Origin of the sequence: Streptomyces sp. NPDC005811 (assembly GCF_040630405.1) — a bacterium.
GTDB lineage: Bacteria > Actinomycetota > Actinomycetes > Streptomycetales > Streptomycetaceae > Streptomyces.
In genome coordinates this window covers 42,999-62,698 of the sequence record NZ_JBEXXK010000045.1, presented here as the reverse complement: position 1 = coordinate 62,698, position 19,700 = coordinate 42,999, and the positions used below count along the sequence as shown (strand labels likewise).

Annotated in this window: 15 protein-coding genes; 9 read left to right on the top strand and 6 right to left on the bottom strand. The window is 72.8% G+C overall.

Translation table 11 applies throughout. The annotated features are described in order from the left end of the window. Positions 1 to 66: 66 nt before the first annotated feature. A complete protein-coding gene (locus tag ABZ490_RS37275) occupies positions 67 to 1,275 on the bottom strand; it encodes a bifunctional adenosylcobinamide kinase/adenosylcobinamide-phosphate guanylyltransferase (protein ID WP_359000706.1) in 1,209 nt (402 codons plus the stop codon). Positions 1,276 to 1,388: 113 nt separating this feature from the next. Between ABZ490_RS37275 and ABZ490_RS37270 the strand changes: the two genes are divergently transcribed. Further along, a complete protein-coding gene (locus ABZ490_RS37270) occupies positions 1,389 to 1,601 on the top strand; it encodes a hypothetical protein (RefSeq protein WP_359000703.1) in 213 nt (70 codons plus the stop codon). A gap of 93 nt (positions 1,602 to 1,694) precedes the next feature. On the opposite strand, the gene ABZ490_RS37265 is transcribed toward ABZ490_RS37270, so the two are convergent. From ABZ490_RS37265 to ABZ490_RS37255, 3 genes are all read right to left on the bottom strand, one after another. Then, a complete protein-coding gene (locus ABZ490_RS37265) occupies positions 1,695 to 2,756 on the bottom strand; it encodes a trypsin-like peptidase domain-containing protein (protein WP_359000700.1) in 1,062 nt (353 codons plus the stop codon). A gap of 158 nt (positions 2,757 to 2,914) precedes the next feature. Beyond that, positions 2,915 to 3,628: a methyltransferase domain-containing protein gene (locus tag ABZ490_RS37260; protein ID WP_359000697.1), complete on the bottom strand. Its 714-nt coding sequence runs from the start codon at positions 3,626 to 3,628 to the stop codon at positions 2,915 to 2,917. 83 nt (positions 3,629 to 3,711) lie between these two features. Then, positions 3,712 to 4,308, bottom strand: coding sequence for a DUF3043 domain-containing protein (locus ABZ490_RS37255; RefSeq protein ID WP_359000694.1), 597 nt, complete (start codon positions 4,306 to 4,308; stop codon positions 3,712 to 3,714). Between the two features lie 336 nt (positions 4,309 to 4,644). On the opposite strand from ABZ490_RS37255, the gene ABZ490_RS37250 reads away from it, so the two are divergent. From ABZ490_RS37250 to ABZ490_RS37220, 7 genes are all read left to right on the top strand, one after another. Next, positions 4,645 to 5,415: a PspA/IM30 family protein gene (locus ABZ490_RS37250; protein ID WP_359000806.1), complete on the top strand. Its 771-nt coding sequence runs from the start codon at positions 4,645 to 4,647 to the stop codon at positions 5,413 to 5,415. 38 nt (positions 5,416 to 5,453) lie between these two features. Beyond that, entirely contained in the window at positions 5,454 to 5,732 is a 279-nt protein-coding gene (locus tag ABZ490_RS37245; RefSeq protein WP_359000691.1) for a hypothetical protein, read from the top strand. Positions 5,733 to 5,850: 118 nt separating this feature from the next. Continuing rightward, positions 5,851 to 7,074 carry a sensor histidine kinase gene (locus ABZ490_RS37240; protein ID WP_359000688.1) on the top strand — a complete coding sequence of 408 codons (1,224 nt, stop codon included), beginning with the start codon at positions 5,851 to 5,853 and terminating at the stop codon, positions 7,072 to 7,074. Further along, positions 7,071 to 7,751, top strand: coding sequence for a response regulator transcription factor (locus tag ABZ490_RS37235; RefSeq protein WP_359000685.1), 681 nt, complete (start codon positions 7,071 to 7,073; stop codon positions 7,749 to 7,751). Before ABZ490_RS37240 ends, ABZ490_RS37235 begins: the two co-directional genes overlap by 4 nt. Before the next feature lie 146 nt (positions 7,752 to 7,897). Further along, complete coding sequence (locus ABZ490_RS37230) at positions 7,898 to 11,002, top strand: efflux RND transporter permease subunit (protein ID WP_359000682.1); 3,105 nt, start codon at positions 7,898 to 7,900, stop codon at positions 11,000 to 11,002. A gap of 110 nt (positions 11,003 to 11,112) precedes the next feature. Then, positions 11,113 to 13,389: a PQQ-binding-like beta-propeller repeat protein gene (locus tag ABZ490_RS37225; protein ID WP_359000679.1), complete on the top strand. Its 2,277-nt coding sequence runs from the start codon at positions 11,113 to 11,115 to the stop codon at positions 13,387 to 13,389. A gap of 51 nt (positions 13,390 to 13,440) precedes the next feature. Then, the gene (locus ABZ490_RS37220; RefSeq protein ID WP_359000676.1) at positions 13,441 to 16,305 is read left to right on the top strand and encodes a protein kinase; all 2,865 of its coding nucleotides are present in this window, start codon (positions 13,441 to 13,443) and stop codon (positions 16,303 to 16,305) included. Between the two features lie 22 nt (positions 16,306 to 16,327). Here the strand turns inward: ABZ490_RS37220 and nadA are convergent, their stop codons facing one another. Beyond that, a complete protein-coding gene (gene nadA / locus ABZ490_RS37215; protein WP_359000673.1) occupies positions 16,328 to 17,512 on the bottom strand; it encodes a quinolinate synthase NadA in 1,185 nt (394 codons plus the stop codon). A gap of 297 nt (positions 17,513 to 17,809) precedes the next feature. Between nadA and ABZ490_RS37210 the strand changes: the two genes are divergently transcribed. After that, entirely contained in the window at positions 17,810 to 18,166 is a 357-nt protein-coding gene (locus ABZ490_RS37210; RefSeq protein ID WP_046727393.1) for an iron-sulfur cluster assembly accessory protein, read from the top strand. Positions 18,167 to 18,245: 79 nt separating this feature from the next. Here the strand turns inward: ABZ490_RS37210 and ABZ490_RS37205 are convergent, their stop codons facing one another. After that, complete coding sequence (locus ABZ490_RS37205; protein WP_359000804.1) at positions 18,246 to 19,673, bottom strand: hypothetical protein; 1,428 nt, start codon at positions 19,671 to 19,673, stop codon at positions 18,246 to 18,248. Between the last annotated feature and the right edge of the window lie 27 nt (positions 19,674 to 19,700).

The window sequence follows — 19,700 nt, the reverse complement described above, 5'->3', positions numbered from 1 at the left end:
GGCGCGCGGTGGCCGATCGCGCGGTTCCCCGCGCCCCTGAAAGCCACACCCGCAACCCCGGCCCCCTCACCCCCGGAGCACCACCGCCTGGCCCGCCACCACCAGGACGACCTCCTCGCACTCCGCCGCCACCGCCGCGTTCAGGCGGCCCAGCTCGTCCCGGTAGCGGCGCCCGGACGCGGTCGCCGGGACGATCCCCGACCCCACCTCGTTCGACACCAGCACCACGGTCCGCCGAGCCCCCCGCACCGCCCCCGCCAACTCCGCGACCCGCCCCCGCAGGGCACGCTCACCCCCGTCCGCCCACACCGCGTCGTCCCACGCCCCCACGGAGTCCATGGCATCCGTCAGCCACAGCGACAGACAGTCGATCAGCAGCGGCGCCCCCTCCTCCGCCAGCAGGGGCACCAGGTCGCACGTCTCCGCCGTACGCCACGAACCCGGCCGCCGCTCCCGGTGCGTCGCCACCCGTGCCGCCCACTCGGTGTCCCCGCCCCGCGTCCCCCCGGTCGCCACGTACAGCACATCGGGGAACGACTCCAGCCGCCGCTCCGCCTCCACCGACTTCCCCGACCGCGCCCCGCCCAGCACCAGCGTCCGCCGCGGCACGTCCGGGACGTCCTCGTAGACCCCCGCCACCAGCGTCGTCCCGTCCGGCACCGCCCGCGCCCCCGCCGCCGCCAGCCGTCGCGTCAACTCCGCGCCCGGCGGCACGTCATGGTCCAGATGTACGGCGACCACGTCCGTCGTCGGCCCGACCGCGCCCACCGCCCGCAGCTTCGCCAGCGCGTCCGGCCGCCCCACCAGGTCGGCGAGGACCAGGTCGTGGCGTTCCGCGGGCTCCGCCCCCTCCTCGAGACCGGCCGGCGCGCACCCCGGCGGCAGATACAGCAGCCGCTGCCCGTCCGGACCGGTCACCGCGTAACCGGTGCCCGGCGCGTCCATCGCCACCGCCCGCACCCGATGCCCCGTCAGCAGCGCCAGCTCCCGCCCGTCCGGCACCCGCCCCGGCTGCGGCAGCCCGGCCGGCACCTCCACCGGCGGCCCGTCGTGCGGATGCGACAGCAGCACCTGCCGCACCCCGCCCAGCGAATGGCCCACCCGGGCCGCCGCGAAGGCCGCACCCGGCGTCAGATCGAGCAGCAGCGCCCCGTCCACGAGCAACGCGGTCGCCGCACGCGCGTGCGGTCCCAGCGACATCGCGCACACCGCGCAGGGGCAGTCGGGGCGGGGCAGTCCCGCCGGGGCACCGGTTCCGAGCAGAGTCACTTCCACACAGCGTATTTTCGCGTCTCTGACCTGGTCTTGCGCATCCGACTAGGCTGCTCGGCAGGAGCCGGACCAAGATCCGGCTTCTGCTCTGCACGTGTTCATACAGGGAGGCGTACATGGCGGCATGGACGTGGCGGTTCGAGAAGGCCGACGGGACGGAGGTCCCGCCCGCGGTGGAGCCGGAGGAGTTCACCACCCAGGGGGACGCCGAGTCCTGGATCGGGGAACAGTGGAAGGCCCTCCTCGAAGGCGGTGCGGACCAGGTGCGGCTCTTCGAGGACTCCACCGAGATCTACGGCCCCATGAGCCTGCACGCGAACGAGGCCTGACCCCGTAGAAGCGGCAAGGGGCGGCCCCCGGCACGGCCGCCCCTCCGCACCACGTCACCGCCTGCTCACCGCTCACTGCTCACTGCTCACCGCTCACTGCTCACCCAGCGTCACCCGGGCCGTCCTCTCCTTGCCGTTGTGGGTGTACGTCACCGTGGTCCGGTCACCCGGCTTCTGCTCGGCCAGTGCCTCCGTCAGCGAGGTGATGGTGGTGACGTCCGTGTCGCCGAGCCGGACGATGACGTCCCCCGGCCTGATCCCCGCCCTGTCGGCCGCCCCGCCGCTCTTCACCTCCACCACGACCACCCCGGCCGGCTGGAACTCCGCGTCCACGAAGGTGCGTCCGGTGATGCCGAGCGCCGCCCGGCCCGAGTCGGTCACCCGGCCGCTGCGCACGATCTGGTCGGCGATCGCGCGCACGGTCGACGCGGGGATCGCGAACCCGATGCCGGGCGCCGCGCCGCCGCCGAGTTCGGGATCGGTCGCGGCGAGCGTCGGGATGCCGATGATCTGCCCGTCCAGGCCCACCAGCGCGCCCCCGCTGTTGCCCGGGTTGATCGCCGCGGAGGTCTGCACCATGTTGGCGAGGGTGGCCCCCGTACCGCCGCCGTCGCTGCCCTCGCTGACGGTCCGTCCGGTCGCCGAGACGATGCCCTCCGTCACGCTCGACGACAGCCCCAGCGGCGATCCCATCGCCAGCACGACCTGCCCGACCTGCACCTTCGAGGATTCCCCGAACGAGGCCGCCCGCAGCCCGGCCGGCACGGTGTCCAGCTTGACCACGGCGAGATCCTGCTCCGGGTACGAGGAGACGAGGGTCGCCGTCAGCGGCTTCTTGCTGTTGGCGGTGGTCACCCGGAACGTCCGCCCGTCCCCGACGACGTGCGCGTTGGTGACGATGTGCCCCTTGCCGTCGTAGACGACCCCCGACCCCAGCCCGCTGTCCGTCTCGATCTGTACCACCGACGGCAGCACGTCCTTGATGACCCGCTGGAAGTCGCTCTGCAGATCGTCCGCGGCCTTCCCCGGCGGCCGCACGGCCTGCGCGACCTGGCCGGCCTGCGCGGTCGTGGCCCGCGGAGCCCCGAGCCCGGAGCACCCGGCGCAGCACAGGAGCAGGGCGAGTCCCAGGGCGCGGAAGCGGGCAGAGTCCATGCCCCGAGTCTCACGGCGACGGCCGCAAGGGGCCCGATGAACTCACCCGAACGAGCGAACCCAGGCCCGCTGTCCCCCAGGGGCGCGGGGCCCTGACATTTGCGGCTCCGCCGCGCGGGCGCGACCAGCCCCCACCGGCCCGCAGGTCCAGGACGACCTCAGGCCCCCCGAACCCCACAAAGATGCAGCAACGCCGCCACCCCCCGGTAGGGATCCGTCCTCCCGGCCCGCTCCTCAGCCGCCAGCAGGGCCTCCGCCACGTCGGGATCGTCCGGGACCACGGTCCCGTCGGCCGCCGCGTCGGTGAACACCCGCACCCCGTACCACGCCTGCAACGGCGCCCCGATCCCGGCCAGCGCGCCGGTCAGCGTGCTCAGCCGGTCGGCCCGCACCTCCAGGCCCAGCCGGTTCGTGTACGACACGGTGTCGAAGGCGGCCAGCGCGCCCGCCCAGTCGCCGCTCAGCCCCGGCCGCATGGCCAGCGCGTCCGCGTTGCGCACCAGCAGCGACAGCAGCCCGCCCGGGGCCAGCATCCGCCCCAGCCCGGCCAGCAGCGCGTCCGGCTCCTCGACGTACATCAGCACGCCGTGGCACAGCACCACGTCGAAGCTGCCCGGCAGGAAGTGCACACCGGTGTCCCGGCCGTCGCCCTCGATGATCCGCATCCGCTCCCGGATGCCCTCCGGCTCCCCGGCGAGCGACTCGCGGGCCGCCGCGGCCATCGTCGCGTCCTGCTCCAGACCGGTCACCTGATGACCGAGGCGGGCCAGCCGCAGCGCCTGCGTGCCCTGCCCCATGCCCACGTCGAGCACGCGCAGCCGCTGCCCGACCGGGTAACGCCCCGCGATCTGCTCGTCGAGCTGCCGGGCCACCAGCTCCTGCCGTACGACATCACGCAGCCCGCCCAGCCTGCTCAGCCAGGCCTCGGCCGCTCCCCCGGAGAATGCCGTCGTGCTCAGGGCCGCTCTCCGCGCTTGACCTGCGGCTTGGGCAGCCGGAGCCGGCGCATCTGGAGGGAACGCATCAGGGCGTAGGCGATCGCGCCCCGCCTGTTCTGGTCGGGGAAGCGCGTGTGCAGCGCCTTGCGCAGCCGGAACGCGGAGAGGATCGAGTCGAGCACGATCAGCACGATCACGACCAGCCACAGCAGCAGCGCGACGGTCTGCAGCGAGGCCACCCGGACCAGGCTCAGGACCAGGATCGCCACGGCCATGGGCAGGAAGAACTCCGCCACGTTGAAGCGGGAGTCGACCCAGTCGCGCGCGAACTTGCGGACCGGGCCCTTGTCACGGGCCGGGAGGTACCGCTCGTCACCGCCCGCCAGCGCCTGGCGCTGACGCTCCAGCTGGGTGCGGCGCTCGTCGCGCTGGCGCTTGGAGGCCTCCTTGCGCGTCGTCGGCGTGTTGGCGACGCTGCGGCGCTGGGTCTGGGCCTCGCTGCGTTTGGGCGTCGGCCGGCCCTTGGGGGCCTGCGGGTCACGGGTCTGCTTGGAGTCGGTCACCGCCGCCTTGTCGGCGGGGGCCTTCTCTTCCTTGGCGCGGCTACGGAACACAAAACCCAAGGGTAAGCGCATCCGGGCATGGACCCCAGCCCGGCGGGGAACGATCCGGCAACACCAGGCGTCTGTAGTGAAGACAGGACCGGGACAGACGGGGGAAAACAGAGGAAGAGGGGACGTAAGGGAAGGCGATCGCCGACCCTGAGGGTCACCTACTCCTCACGCCGGAGCAAAGGACTCGGTCAGTCGTTCTCGGGGAGGAGCGCATCCGCCCCCGAACAGTGCGTCAATGGATGCAGGGCCCGTACTGTGGGTTCTGTCGCAGAGCTGGAGCTGGACGTCAGAAGGGGGCGCGCGAAGCCCATGAGCGGTGTCATGAAGCGTATGGGGATGATCTTCCGCGCGAAGGCGAACAAAGCCCTTGACCGGGCCGAGGACCCGCGCGAGACCCTCGATTACTCGTACCAGAAGCAGCTGGAGCTCCTCCAGAAGGTGCGCCGCGGCGTCGCCGACGTGGCCACCTCGCGCAAGCGCCTGGAGCTGCAGCTCAACCAGTTGCAGTCGCAGTCCTCGAAGCTGGAGGACCAGGGCCGCAAGGCGCTCGCGCTCGGCCGCGAGGACCTCGCCCGTGAGGCCCTCTCCCGCCGGGCCGCCCTCCAGCAGCAGGTCACCGACCTGGAGACGCAGCACGCCACGCTCCAGGGCGAGGAGGAGAAGCTCACGCTCGCGGCGCAGCGCCTCCAGGCCAAGGTCGACGCCTTCCGTACGAAGAAGGAGACGATCAAGGCCACGTACACCGCCGCCCAGGCCCAGACCCGGATCGGGGAGGCCTTCTCCGGCATCTCCGAGGAGATGGGCGACGTCGGCCTCGCCATCCAGCGTGCCGAGGACAAGACCGCCCAGCTCCAGGCCCGGGCCGGCGCGCTCGACGAGCTGCTCGCCTCCGGCGCCCTGGACGACCCCACCGGCATCGCGAAGGACGACATCCAGAGCGAGCTGGACCGGCTCTCCGGTGGTACGGATGTAGAGCTGGAACTGCAGCGCATGAAGGCCGAGCTGGCCGGCGGTTCGTCCTCCGGGCAGCAGGCCATCGAGGGCGGCACGGGCCAGTCGCAGTCCCAGCAGCAGCCGCAGGACACCCCGCGCTTCGACAAGCAGTAGCAGCCCGGCGCCGGGGACCGGAGCCGAGGAGGGCCGACATGATCGTACGGATCATGGGGGAGGGCCAGTGGAAACTGGCCGACTCCCACTTCGCCGAGCTGAACAAGCTCGACGACGAACTGCTCGCGGAGATGGAGGGCGGCGACGACACCGCCTTCCACCGCACCCTCGGCGCCCTCCTCGACGCGGTCCGCCGCCTCGGCGAGCCCCTGCCCGACGACGCCCTCGAACCCTCGGAACTGATCCTCCCGACCCCGGACGCGAGCCTGGAGGAGGTCAGGGAGATGCTGAGCGACGACGGGTTGATCCCCGGGTGAGAAGGTCCTGGTGAACAGCCCGTCCGGCGTTTGAGGACGAGGCCCGTTCAGGGCCGAAGCGGGGGCCTGGGGGCGGCGAGCCCCCAGCCACGGCCAGGAGAGCGACGGTAAGCACACAGTGACCCCCCTCGCACGGGCCCGGCGTGAGCTGACGGCCCACCCCCTCGCCCTCGACTCGGCCCTCGCCGCAGGCGTCCTGCTCTGCATGCTCGCCGGCTCCTTCGTCGACCCCCACAGCGGCCACAGCGTCAGCTGGAGCATCCGCACCCCCGACCCCCTCAGCCTCCTGCTGATGACCCTCGGCGCCATCGCCCTGGTCTTCCGCCGCCGCGCCCCCATGACGGTCCTCGCCGTCACCGGCACCCTCTCCGTCGTCGAGCTGGTCACCGGCGACCCCCGCGCCCCCGTCGCGATGTCCGCCGTCGTCGCCCTCTTCACCGTCGCCGCCACCACCGACCGCCCCACCACCCTGCGCGCCGGTCTGCTCACGACGACCGCGCTCACCAGCGCCGCCATGCTGGCCGGCCCGCTGCCCTGGTACGCGCAGGAAAACCTCGGCATCCTCGCCTGGACCGGCATCGGCGCCACCGCCGGCGACGCCGTCCGCAGCCGCCGGGCCGTCGTCCAGGCCATCCGCGAGCGCGCCGAGCGGGCCGAGCGCACCCGCGAGGAGGAGGCCCGCCGCCGCGTCGCCGAAGAACGCCTGCGCATCGCCCGCGACCTGCACGACGTCGTCGCCCACCACATCGCCCTCGTCAACGTCCAGGCCGGGGTCGCCGCGCACGTCATGGACAAGCGCCCCGACCAGGCCAAGGAGGCCCTCGCCCACGTCCGCGAGGCCAGCCGCTCCGCGCTCAACGAGCTGCGCGCCACCGTCGGCCTGCTGCGCCAGTCCGGCGACCCGGAGGCCCCCACCGAACCGGCCCCCGGCCTGGACCGCCTCGACGAGCTGGCCGGCACCTTCCGCAACGCCGGCCTGCTGGTCGAGGTGGCCCGGGCCGACCACGGCACGACCCTCCCCGCCGCCGTGGACCTGGCCGCCTACCGGGTCATCCAGGAGGCCCTCACCAACGTCCAGAAACACGCGGGAGCGGACGCGAAGGCCGAGGTCAGCGTCGTACGCGTGGGACCGCACATCGAGATCACGGTCCTCGACGACGGAGCCCCCGGGCCCGAGGAGGCCCCGGTCACCGGCGGCGGGCACGGTCTGCTCGGCATGCGCGAACGCGTCACCGCCCTGCGCGGCACCCTCACCACCGGTCCCCGCTACGGAGGCGGGTTCCGGGTGCATGCGATCCTGCCCGTCAAGACCCGTACCCGGACAGCCGAGGACCCCGTATGACCATCCGCGTCCTGCTCGCCGACGACCAGGCACTGCTGCGCAGCGCGTTCCGGGTGCTCGTCGACTCCGAGTCCGACATGGAGGTGGTGGGGGAGGCGTCCGACGGGGCGCAGGCCGTCCGGCTGGCCCGCGAGGAGCGTCCGGACGTGGTCCTGATGGACATCCGCATGCCCGGCACGGACGGCCTCGCCGCGACCCGCCAGATCAGCGCCGACCCCGACCTCGCCCAGGTCCGGGTGGTCATCCTGACCACCTTCGAGGTCGACGACTACGTGGTGCAGTCGCTGCGCGCGGGCGCCTCCGGCTTCCTCGGCAAGGGCAGCGAGCCGGAGGAGCTGCTCAGCGCGATCCGGATCGCCGCCGGCGGCGAGGCCCTGCTCTCCCCGGCCGCCACCAAGGGCCTGATCGCCCGCTTCCTCGCGCAGGGCGACGCCCCCGACGACCTCGACCCCGCCCGGGCGCAGCGCCTCGGCGCCCTCACGGTGCGGGAGCGCGAGGTCCTCGTCCAGGTGGCCGGCGGGCACTCCAACGACGAGATAGCCGAGCGGCTGGAGGTCAGCCCGCTGACGGTGAAGACGCACGTCAACCGGGCCATGGGCAAGCTCGGCGCCCGTGACAGGGCCCAGCTCGTGGTGATCGCGTACGAGTCGGGGCTGGTCCGCCCGAGGGTGGAGTGACCCCGACCGCGCGTACTGCGGCCGGAGTATGAGGGACATAAGGAATTGGACCTGGGGCTTACGGATCACCGGGTCGTGAGGGCACAGGGTTGAGGGGCCGTATTCGGCACGACTTCTGCCGCTCACAGAAGAGAGACCCGTATCCCATGTCCTGGCTGTCCCGATTCAGCCTCGCGCAACGGGCCCTGATAGGCCTGATGTCCCTGATCGCGCTCGTCTTCGGCGCGATCGCCGTCCCGCAGCTCAAACAGCAGCTGCTGCCCACCATCGAACTGCCGATGGTGTCCGTGCTCGCCCCCTACCAGGGCGCCGCCCCGGACGTCGTCGAGAAGCAGGTCGTCGAACCCATCGAGAACAGCCTCGAAGGCGTCGACGGCATCACCGGTGTCACCTCCACCGCGAGCGAGGGCAACGCCCTCGTCGTGGCGTCCTTCGACTACGGCAACGACACCAAGCAGCTGGTCGCCGACGTCCAGCTGGCCGTCAACCGGGCTCGCGCCCAGCTCCCGGACTCGGTGGACCCGCAGGTCGTCGCCGGTTCCACGGACGACATGCCGACCGTCGTCCTCGCGGTCACCTCCGGCAAGGACCAGCAGGCCCTCGCCGACCAGCTCGACTCCACCGTGGTGTCTGCCCTGAAGGACATCGACGGCGTCGGCCAGGTCTCCGTCGCCGGCGTCCGCGACCTCCAGGTCACCGTCACGCCGGCCGACGCGAAGCTCGCCAAGGCGGGCCTGACCACGCAGTCCCTCGCGCTGGCCCTCCAGGCGGGCGGCGCGACCGTCCCGGCCGGTTCCTTCGACGAGGCGGGCAGCAACCGCACCGTCCGGGTCGGCGGCGGCTACACCTCCGTCCAGCAGATCGAGGACCTGCGGATCCCCGGCGCGGCCGGCCGGAAGCCGGTGCGTCTCGGTGACGTGGCCACGGTGAAGCAGGAGGAGGCGCCCGTCGACTCCCTCACCCGCACCGACGGAAAGCCCAGCCTCGCCGTGATGGTCACCATGGACCACGACGGCAGCGCGGTCGCCATCTCCGACGCCGTCGAGGACAAGCTGCCCGGCCTGCGCCAGGACCTCGGCTCCGGAGCGACGATCACCGTCGTCAGCGACCAGGGCCCGGCCGTCTCGAAGGCCATCGAGGGCCTCACCACGGAGGGCGCGCTCGGTCTGCTCTTCGCGGTCCTCGTCATCCTGGTGTTCCTGGCGTCGGTCCGCTCGACGCTGGTCACCGCGGTCTCCATCCCGCTGTCGGTGGTCCTCGCCCTGATCGTGCTGTGGACCCGCGACCTGTCGCTCAACATGCTGACCCTGGGCGCGCTGACCATCGCGATCGGCCGGGTCGTCGACGACTCGATCGTCGTCCTGGAGAACATCAAGCGCCACCTCGGCTACGGCGAGGAGCGGCATTCCGCGATCCTCACCGCGGTCCGCGAGGTGGCCGGCGCGGTCACCTCCTCCACCCTCACCACGGTCGCCGTGTTCCTGCCGATCGGTCTGGTCGGCGGCATGGTGGGCGCCCTGTTCGGCGCGTTCAGCCTGACCGTCACGGCCGCCCTGCTGGCCTCCCTCCTGGTCTCGCTGACCGTCGTACCGGTGCTGTCGTACTGGTTCCTGCGCGCTCCCAAGGGCACCCCCGAGGACGCCGAGGAAGCCCGCCGCGCGGCGGAGGAGAAGGAGAACCGGAGCCGGCTCCAGCGGATCTACGTCCCCGTCCTCAGGTTCGCGACCCGGCGCCGGCTCACCAGCGTGGCCCTCGCCGTCGTCGTCCTCCTCGGCACCTTCGGCATGGCACCCCTGCTGAAGACCAACTTCTTCGACCAGGGCGAGCAGCAGGTCCTGACGGTGAAGCAGGAGCTGAAGCCCGGCACCAGCCTCGCCGCGACCGACGTCCAGGCGAAGAAGGTCGAGCACCTGCTCGCCGGCGTCGACGGGGTGAAGGACTACCAGGTCACCGTCGGCTCCTCCGGCTTCCTGGCGGCCTTCGGCGGCGGCACCGACACCAACCAGGCCTCGTACCAGGTGATGCTGGAGGACTCGGCGTCCTACGACGACGTCCAGAGCCGGATCGAGGACGGGCTGAAGAAGCTCGACGGCATCGGCACGACCACGGTCGCCGCCGGTGACGGCTTCGGCAGCCAGGACCTGAGCGTCGTGGTGAAGGCGGCCGACGCGGACGTGCTGCGCACGGCGTCCGAGCAGGTCCGCAAGGCGGTCGCCGGGCTCGACCACGTCACCGACGTCACCAGCGACCTCTCGCAGAGCGTGCCGCGCATCTCCGTCCGGGCGAACTCCGCTGCGGCGGCGGCCGGTTTCGACGACCAGACGCTGGGCGCGGCGGTCACCCAGGCCGTGCGCGGGACGACGACGGCGAAGGCGGTCCTCGACGACACCGAACGCGATGTCGTCATCCGCTCGGCGACGCCCACGCGGACCCTGGCCGAGCTGAAGGCCCTCCGGCTCGGCTCCGTGCGGCTCGGTGACATCGCCACCGTCCAACTGGTCGACGGCCCGGTGTCGATGACCCGGATCGACGGGCAGCGCGCGGCCACCGTCACCGCCCGGCCGACCGGCGACAACACGGGCGCGGTCAGCACCCAGCTCCAGTCGAGGATCGACGCGCTGAAGCTCCCGGCGGGCGCCTCGGCCCAGATCGGCGGGGTCTCCTCCGACCAGGACAGCGCGTTCAAGAACCTGGGCCTGGCGATGCTCGCGGCGATCGCGATCGTGTTCATGCTGCTGGTGGCGACGTTCCGTTCGCTCGTCCAGCCGCTGATCCTGCTGGTCTCCATCCCGTTCGCGGCGACCGGCGCGATCGGTCTGCTGCTCGTCACCGGCACCCCGATGGGCGTCCCGGCGATGATCGGCATGCTGATGCTCATCGGCATCGTGGTGACCAACGCGATCGTGCTGATCGACCTCATCAACCAGTACCGCAAGCAGGGGTACGGCGTCGTCGAGGCCGTGGTGGAAGGCGGCCGGCACCGGCTGCGCCCCATCCTCATGACCGCGCTGGCGACCATCTTCGCCCTGCTGCCGATGGCCCTCGGCGTCACCGGCCAGGGCGGCTTCATCGCCCAGCCGCTCGCGGTGGTCGTGATCGGCGGTCTGATCACCTCGACGCTGCTCACCCTGCTCCTCGTCCCGACGCTCTACGCGATGCTCGAACTGCGCAAGGAACGCCGGGCCAGGAAGCGGGCCCTGAAGCGGCAGGCCGCACAGCCCGAGAAGACGCCCGAACCGGCCGGCGTCTGACGGCACGTCGGCGCGGCGGACACCCCGTCCGTCGCGCCGACGGTTTTTCCGGTGGATCGGTTCCTTATGCTGTGCGCTCGAACTGCTCGGCGGCGAAAGGGAATCGGGACGTGCCGCTGCACAAGGACGACCCGAGGACGCTCGGCGGATACCGGATCGTCGACCGGCTGGGCGCCGGAGGCATGGGGGTCGTCTACCGCGCCCGGTCACGGTCGGGGCGCGAGGTCGCGCTGAAGGTGGTGCACGCCCAGTACGCCGCGGACGCCGTCTTCCGGGCCCGGTTCCGGCAGGAGATCGCGGCCGTCCGCCGGGTGAGCGGCGCCTTCACGGCACCGGTCGTGGACGTCGACCCGGAGGCGCCACGCCCCTGGATGGCGACCCAGTACGTGCCCGGACGCTCGCTCGCCGACCGGATCCGCGAGGGCGGCCCGATCCGGGGCCCCGAGATACGGCTGGTGGCCCTCGGGCTGGTGGAGGCGCTGCGGGACATCCACCGGGCGGGTGTGGTGCACCGCGATCTGAAGCCGGCGAACGTCCTGATGGCCGAGGACGGCCCCCGCGTCATCGACTTCGGCATCTCCCGGGCGGCCGAGAACCACAACACCCTCACCGAGACCGGCCAGATGATCGGCACCCCGCCCTTCATGTCGCCGGAGCAGTTCACCGACGCCCGCTCGGTCGGCCCCGCCTCCGACGTCTTCTCGCTCGGCGCGCTGCTCGCGTACTCCCTCACCGGCCGCGGCCCCTTCGACGCCGACAGCCCCTATCTGACCGCCTACCGGGTGGTCCACCACGAGCCCGTGCTGGAGGGGGTGGCGCGCCCCCTGCGCACCGTCCTGGAGCGCTGCCTGGCCAAGGAGGCCAAGGACCGGCCCGGACTAGAGGAACTCGCGCAGGACTTCGCCTCCGTCCTGCCCGAGCCCGTGGGCGACGACGATCCGCCCACGATGACCCTGCGGCTGGGCCCGCTGCGGGCCGCGGCCCCGGAGACCGACCCGGGCAACGCCGCCGACCGCACCGCGGCGACCGGCACCACCACCGGCTCCGGCCGCCGACGACGGCGTATGCGCCCGGTGTGGGCCGCGGCCGGCACGGCCTGCGCGCTCTCCCTGGGCCTGCTCGGCTACATCACCTACGGTCCGGGATTCGCCGACGACAGCCCGGCGGCGAGCAGCGGCCCGGCCCCGTCGTCCGGCGCGTCCGCCGCCTCCCGCTGGGCGGCGCTCCCCTCCGGCTGGAAGCCCTGGCAGACGACCGTGACCGCGGACGCCGCGAGCGGACTGCGCAAGGCCCCGGACACCAGGGGGACCGCCACCGCGCCGTTCTGCGCGCGGGGCGGGGGCGCCGTCTACTGCGGGGGCAGCGCCCTCCTGCCGGTACGGATCGACGGCGCCACCGGGAAGATCCGGTGGCGGGCCGACATCGCGCCCGGCGGGACCTCGGCCGACCTGTACACCACGTCGGTCTTCGGCGTGCAGGACGGCGTGGTGCTCGTGGAACTGGTCGTCGACGAGGAGTCCGGCGGGACGAAGGTGCAGGCCGTCCTCGGCCTCGACAGCGAGACCGGCAAGACCCTCTGGACCCGCGACACCTACAAGGACGGCCTCGGATCGGTCTCCGCGGACGGTCTCGCCCTGATGGAGGAGGGCGACGGCCGCACGCTGACCGCCCGCTCGGCGAGCGACGGCACGGCCCGCTGGCAGGTGTCCCTGCCCGCCGGCCACTACTGCACACCGACCTCCCTGGAGGACCGCTTCTACGTGGAGTGCGTGACGCAGGAGGAGAACTCCGACGCCACCCAGTACCTCGTCATCGACTCCGCCGACGGCACCACCCGCCGGGTGACCTCGGTGGAGGGCAAGGCGTTCCTCGTCGGCTCCCTCGACGGGCGGCTCGTCTTCGTGGAGTCGGACGACGAGGACCCCTTCCTCAGCGGCGACGTCACGTACCACCGCATCGTGCGCATCGATCCCGACAGCGGCGAGCGCGAGGAGACCGAACTGACCGGCACGTTCCGGGGGCAGGCGGTGCTGCGGCACGACACGCTCTGGTTCTCCACCTCCGGCGGCCTGGTGACCGCCGTCGACCCGCTCACCGGCAACCGGAAGTGGGAGAGCCACACCAACATGGAGTCACCCGGTGCCGTCACCCTGGACGACGAGGGCAACACCGTGTACCTGGCCACCACCAGCGGCCGGATGGCGGCCCTGGACGCGGCGAAGGGCACCCTGCTGTGGGAGTCGGACGCCCGTGCCGAGGTCCTGGCCGGCGGGATCGAGCCGAGCGTTCTGATCAACAAGGGGTCGGTGGTGGTGGTGACCGCCGACGGCACGGTCTTCACCGTCGACCCGGCCCACCCCGACCGGACACCGGTCTCGGCGGGCTGACGTTGCCTATCCTGTGGATCGAACTGTCCGGCGGGGGAAGGGAACCGGCACGTGCCGCTGCACAAGGGCGACCCGAAGGCGCTCGGCGGATATCGGATCGTCGACCGCCTCGGGTCGGGCGGGATGGGCGTCGTCTACCTCGGCCGGTCCCGTTCGGGACGTGATGTCGCCGTGAAACTGGTGCACGCGCAGTACGCGGAGGACGCTGTCTTCCGGGCCCGGTTCCGGCAGGAGATCGAGGCGGTCCGCAAGGTCAGCGGTGCCTTCACCGCTCCGGTCGTGGACGCCGACCCGGAGGCCGTACGGCCCTGGATGGCCACCCAGTACGTGCCGGGTGCCGCGCTCTCCGCCCGTATCCGCGACGCCGGCCCGCTGAAGGGTACGGAGCTGCGCCGGCTGGCTCTCGGGCTGGTGGAGGCGCTGCGGGACATCCACCGGGCGGGTGTGGTGCACCGCGATCTGAAGCCGGCGAACGTCCTGATGGCCGAGGACGGCCCCCGCGTCATCGACTTCGGCATCTCCCGCGCCACCGAGAACCAGACCCTCACCGAGACGGGGCACGCGATCGGCACCCCGCCGTTCATGTCGCCGGAGCAGTTCAAGGACGCCCGCTCGGTGGGCCCCGCCTCGGACGTCTTCTCGCTCGGCGCGCTGCTGGTGTTCGCCGCCACGGGCCGCGGCCCCTTCGACGCCGACAGCCCCTACATGACGGCGTACCGCGTCATGCACGAGGAACCGTCGGTGGACCCGGTCGCCGAACCGCTGCGCGCGGTGCTGGTTCGCTGTCTGGCCAAGGAGGCCGGCGAGCGGCCCGGACTCGACGAACTGGGCCGGCAGCTGGCGGGCGCGCTGCCCGAGCCGGACCCGGGCGACGAGCCGACGGTGCCCCTGCGCACACCGACCCCTCCCGCACTGGCCTGCACCACACCCGGCGGCGCCACACCCGGTCGTGCCGCACCCGGCCGTGGCGCACTCGCCCGTGCCGGACTCGGCCGTGGCGCACTCGGCCGTGCCGTACTCGGGCTGGCCATGTTCGGGCGGGCCGCCTCCGGCCGTTCGGCGCCCAGCCGTTCGGCGCCCAGCCATCCGGCGCCGCCCGGCTCCGTACCGGGCGGCTCCGTACCGGGTGGGTCTGCGTCCGGCGGGTCCGTGCCTGGCGGGTCTGCGCCTGGTGGGTCTGCGTCCGGCGGGTCCGTGCCTGGCGGGTCTGCGCCTGGTGGGTCTGCGTCCGGCGGGTCCGTGCCTGGCGGGTCTGCGCCTGGTGGGTCCGTGTCCGGCGGCTCTGTGCCTGGTGGGTCTGCGTCCGGCGACTCCGCGCCCCGGGGTTCCGCGCCTGACGGGTCCGCGTCCGGCGGCTTCGCACCCGGCAGTTCCGCGCCTGGCGGGTCTGCGTCCGGCGGTTCCGCGCCTGGCGGGTCTGCGTCCGGCGACTCCGCGCCTCGCGGGTCCGCGCCCGGTGGATCCGCGCCCGGCAGCTTCGCGCCCGGCGGGTCCGCGCCCGGCGGGCCCGTGTCCGGCGGGTCCGTGTCCGGCGGCTTCGCGCCCGGTGGGGTCGTGCCCGGAGAGTCGGTCCGGGGGGTTCGGGCGGGCCGTCGGTCCTGGCTGTTGCGGTGGCCGGTGCTGGCCGCGGTGGCGGGTGTCCTCGCGGTGGCGGTCACCGGCTCCTTCCTGTTCGACCCGTTCCAGGGGGACGACTCGACGGCGGAGCCCGGCTCCGCGGGCGCCGGGTCCTCCCGCTGGGACCCCCTTCCCGACGGCTGGCAGCCCTGGCGGACGTCCGTCTTCGCGACGGCCGCGAGCGGGGTGCGCGAGCCGTTGGGCGGCGCCGGAGGGGTGGCCGACGGCGGCTCCCTGTCCTGCACGACGGGCAGCGGCGCCCTGTACTGCGGGGGCGACGGCACCCTGCCGATCCGGGTCGACGGGACGACGGGCCGGCTCGACTGGCGCGCGGAGCCCCTGCCCTCGGGCGTGACACGGGTGAGGTACGCCAGCACGCTCGTCGGGGTGCACGACGACGTGGTGCTGGTCAGACAGTCGGTCCTGAACAGCGCGGGCAACGACACGGCGGCCACCCTCGTCGCCCTCGACGCGGGCACCGGCGAGCGGCTCTGGTCGCGCCCGGCGGCGGACAGCTACGAGGCGCCCGCCGTCGTCGGGGATCTGCTGCTGATCCCGGACGGCCCGCGCGTGACGGCCCGCGACCCGCGCGACGGCGGTACGCGCTGGACCACGACGCTGGACGCCGGGGCCGGCTACTCCTGCCAGGTCCACGACGTCGACGGCCTTCCGTACGCGGGCTGCACCAACGCGGGCACACCGTCACGCACCGTCTTCTACGCCGTCGACCCCGCCGACGGCACACCCCGGAAGGTGAGCGTGCCGGACGGCGACGCCGTGCACGTCGGCACCGTCGACGGCGACCTGGTCTTCGTGATGTCCCGGCGGGAGGGCCGGACCTCCGCGGAGACGACGTACACCGAGGTCCTGCTGATCGACCCGGACACCGCGGCCGTACGGAAGAAGAAGCTGACGGGCGGTCCGCGCGGCACGGTCTCCCTGGTCGGCGGCGTGCTCTGCTTCGCCTCCTCCAGCGGCCTGCTGACCGCCTACGCGCCCGGGACCGGCAAGCGCCTGTGGGCGACCTCGACCACCCTCCAGCAGCCCGGCGTGCCCGTCGCCGACGGGCAGGGCCGCACGGTGTTCGCGGCCAGTGCCTCCGGGCGGGTCGCCGCCCTGGACACGGGCAAGGGCACCCTGCTGTGGGAGTCCCCCGCGCGCGCCGACCATGTCGCCGAGCCGGGCTACGCGGCGGCGCGCGTGTTCCTCGACGAGGGTGCCCTGGTGGTGCTGTGCCCGGACGGGACCGTCGTCACGCTGGACCCGGCCCACCCCGACCTGGAGCCGGTGTCGGGGTGATCCGGGGCCCGCGCGGGTCCGGCTACGGCAGCGCCAGCATCCGCTCCAGCGCCAGCTTGGCGAACGCCTCGGTCTCCTGGTCGACCTCGATGCGGTTGACCAGCTTGCCCTCGGCCAGCGACTCCAGGGTCCAGACCAGGTGGGGGAGGTCGATGCGGTTCATCGTCGAGCAGAAGCAGACCGTCTTGTCGAGGAAGACGATCTCCTTGCCCTCGGGCGCGAAACGGTTCGCCAGCCGGCGGACCAGGTTCAGCTCGGTGCCGATGGCCCACTTCGAGCCGGCCGGGGCCGCCTCCAGCGCCTTGATGATGTACTCGGTCGAGCCGACGTAGTCCGCCGCGGCGACCACCTCGTGCCGGCACTCGGGGTGCACGAGCACGTTCACACCGGGGATCCGGGCGCGGACGTCCTCGACCGACTCCAGGCTGAAGCGGCCGTGCACCGAGCAGTGGCCGCGCCACAGGATCATCTTCGCCGCGCGCAGCTGCTCGGCGGTCAGCCCGCCGTTCGGCTTGTGCGGGTTGTAGAGGACACAGTCCTCCAGGGACATGCCCATGTCGCGGACCGCGGTGTTGCGGCCGAGGTGCTGGTCGGGCAGGAAGAGGACCTTCTCGCCCTGCTCGAACGCCCACTCCAGCGCCCGCTGGGCGTTGGACGAGGTGCAGATCGTGCCGCCGTGCCGGCCCGTGAACGCCTTGATGTCCGCGGACGAGTTCATGTACGAGACGGGCACGACCTGCTCGGCTATCCCGGCCTCGGTCAGCACGTCCCAGCACTCGGCGACCTGCTCGGCCGTCGCCATGTCGGCCATCGAGCAGCCGGCGGCGAGGTCGGGCAGGACCACCTTCTGGTCGTCCGACGTCAGGATGTCCGCCGACTCGGCCATGAAGTGCACACCGCAGAACACGATGTACTCGGCCTCCGGGCGGGCGGCCGCGTCCCGGGCCAGCTTGAAGGAGTCGCCCGTGACGTCGGCGAACTGGATCACCTCGTCGCGCTGGTAGTGATGGCCGAGCACGAAGACCTTGTCACCGAGCTTCTCCTTGGCCGCGCGGGCGCGCTCGACCAGGTCCGGGTCGGAGGGCGAGGGCAGGTCGCCGGGGCACTCGACACCCCGCTCACTCTTCGGGTCGGCCTCGCGGCCGAGCAGCAACAGGGCGAGCGGAGTCGGCTGTACGTCGAGCTCCGTGGTCTGGGCGGTGGTCACGTCACGCACCCTTTCTACTTTCGTCGAACTGCTTTTCGTCGAACTGACGCTATCTATGATAGCCTGCTTCGTGTCACGTTGACGATGGTCATCGCGTCGATGTGACATGAATCCCGGAGACGGCACGTGGACGGCCCGGAGACGGCGAGGACAGGCCGCCGGGCGGGCCGGGCGGTCGCTGTTCGCTTCGCCGCCGGTGTGCGAGCATGAACGTAGTGCCCGGCCCGGAATGAATCCGCGGCCCCGTCGGTTGCAACCGTCGGCAAGCAGCCTCCGTACAACCCGGGAGAGATGTAGATGTCCGTATCGGACGAGACCAGCACCGCCACCGACGGCATCATCCTGTCCGACGCCGCCGCGGCGAAGGTCAAGGCCCTGCTCGACCAGGAAGGCCGCGACGACCTGGCGCTGCGCGTCGCCGTGCAGCCCGGCGGCTGCTCCGGCCTGCGGTACCAGCTCTTCTTCGACGAGCGCTCCCTCGACGGCGACGTCGTCAAGGACTTCGACGGCGTCAAGGTCGTCACCGACCGGATGAGCGCCCCGTACCTGGGTGGCGCCTCCATCGACTTCGTCGACACCATCGAGAAGCAGGGCTTCACGATCGACAACCCGAACGCCACCGGCTCCTGCGCCTGCGGCGACTCCTTCAGCTGAGCCTCGCCGAGACGTACGACGAAGGCGGCGACCCCTCCCCGGGGCCGCCGCCTTCGCCGTATGTGCGCGGTGTCTGTGCCTACTGGACCTCGGGCAGGCGCGCCCCCGCCTTCTCCAGCGGTACGGCCGCCCCGTCCGAGCCGACCACCTTCCGGCTGCCGAGCGGCGCGTCCAGCCGTACGGTCTCGTGGTACTGCTTGGCGATCAGGATGCAGACCTTGTCCGGCCAAGGCGTCTCGGTCACGGTGACCGTCACCTGGCCGTCGGACTCCTTCGCGCTCGCCGCGTAGTCGGCGCACACCCCGCCCGTGAAGCTCACGACCAGCTCGTCGCCCTCGGCCGTATAGCCGTCCACCTGCACGTTCCGGGTACCCGAGGAGGCACTCGGTTCCGGGGTGAGCGGCGTGGCGGCCAGCAGATAGGCCGGGTCGACCGCCGGCTGCGTCACCCGGTACGCGTCCGCGGCTCCCGTGCCCTGCACGTCGAACAGCCAGGACGGCACGAGCACCTGCCGCCCGTCCGAGGTGTGCGGGGCGAGCCCGAGCACCGCGTCCTCGACGGTCACGGTCTCCGTGGAACCTGAGCCGGAGCTCGTGGACGAGCCGCACGGGCTCTCCAGCCGGTCCTTCAGCGGCACCGGGCTGGCGCATCCGCCGATGCCCATTCGGTGGTCGCTCCCCGGCGCCGCGTTCAGCGCCTTCAGCGCCTCCGTGGCGGTCACCAGGGGGTACGCGGCACCCTCGACCGGCGCCTTGAGCTGCCCGTTCCCGCCGATGACGACCCCGTCGGCGCCGACGCTGATCCCGGTCGTCCACCCGTAGGTGGGCAGACCGCCGACCTCCGGGTCCGCGTTCACCACCCGCTGGGCGCCCATGACCTGGCTCGCGTCCACCTTGGCGTCGTCCTGCCCGACCGCCTTCAGGATCGGCGCCGCCGCCTTCTTCGCGGCCGCCTCGCTCACCGGATCGGCCGCCGGGGCCGCGGGATCCTTGGCGCACTTGGCGATACCGCCCTTGCAGGCGTCCGTGCCCGGCGCGTACCGGCTGAACGTCCACATGCCCGGCGCCTGCCGGTTCACCCGCAGCACCGGCCCCGAGCCGTCGTTACCGGCGCCCACCTTCCAGGCCTCGCCGTCGGCCACGGGCGTCCCGTCCACCCCGAGCGCCTTCGCCAGCCGCGCCACCTCGTCCTTGCCGACCTCGCCCTTCGCCCAGTACACGGGCGCGGAACCGGGACCGTCGGGGAGGGCGCCGGCCGCCTGGTACGTCACCCCGTACGGGTTCGGCTCACCGGGCGCGATGCCGTTCGGCCCCCCACCGGAGGCGGTCCCGAGGTAGTCGTCCAGCGCCAGCGGTACGGGGGTGCCGCCACCGGAGGGCGCCCCGGCACCGGCGCCGCCGCCCCCGCCGGCCTGCGCGCTGAGATACGCCCCGCCCCCACCGACCAGCAGCACGGCGGCGGCGACGGACAGAACGAGGAAGGGGGACCGCCGACGCCGAACAGGCAGGGTCTCGTCCCCACCACCGACCGCGAG

Excerpts from the sequence above, each read along its gene's own strand:
- ABZ490_RS37230 (WP_359000682.1), top strand. The coding sequence starts at position 7,898 with ATGTCCTGGCTGTCCCGATTCAGCCTCGCGCAACGGGCCCTGATAGGC.
- ABZ490_RS37250 (WP_359000806.1), top strand. The coding sequence starts at position 4,645 with ATGATCTTCCGCGCGAAGGCGAACAAAGCCCTTGACCGGGCCGAGGAC.
- ABZ490_RS37270 (WP_359000703.1), top strand. The coding sequence starts at position 1,389 with ATGGCGGCATGGACGTGGCGGTTCGAGAAGGCCGACGGGACGGAGGTC.
- ABZ490_RS37235 (WP_359000685.1), top strand. The coding sequence starts at position 7,071 with ATGACCATCCGCGTCCTGCTCGCCGACGACCAGGCACTGCTGCGCAGC.
- ABZ490_RS37245 (WP_359000691.1), top strand. The coding sequence starts at position 5,454 with ATGATCGTACGGATCATGGGGGAGGGCCAGTGGAAACTGGCCGACTCC.
- ABZ490_RS37210 (WP_046727393.1), top strand. The coding sequence starts at position 17,810 with ATGTCCGTATCGGACGAGACCAGCACCGCCACCGACGGCATCATCCTG.
- ABZ490_RS37265 (WP_359000700.1), bottom strand. The coding sequence starts at position 2,756 with ATGGACTCTGCCCGCTTCCGCGCCCTGGGACTCGCCCTGCTCCTGTGC.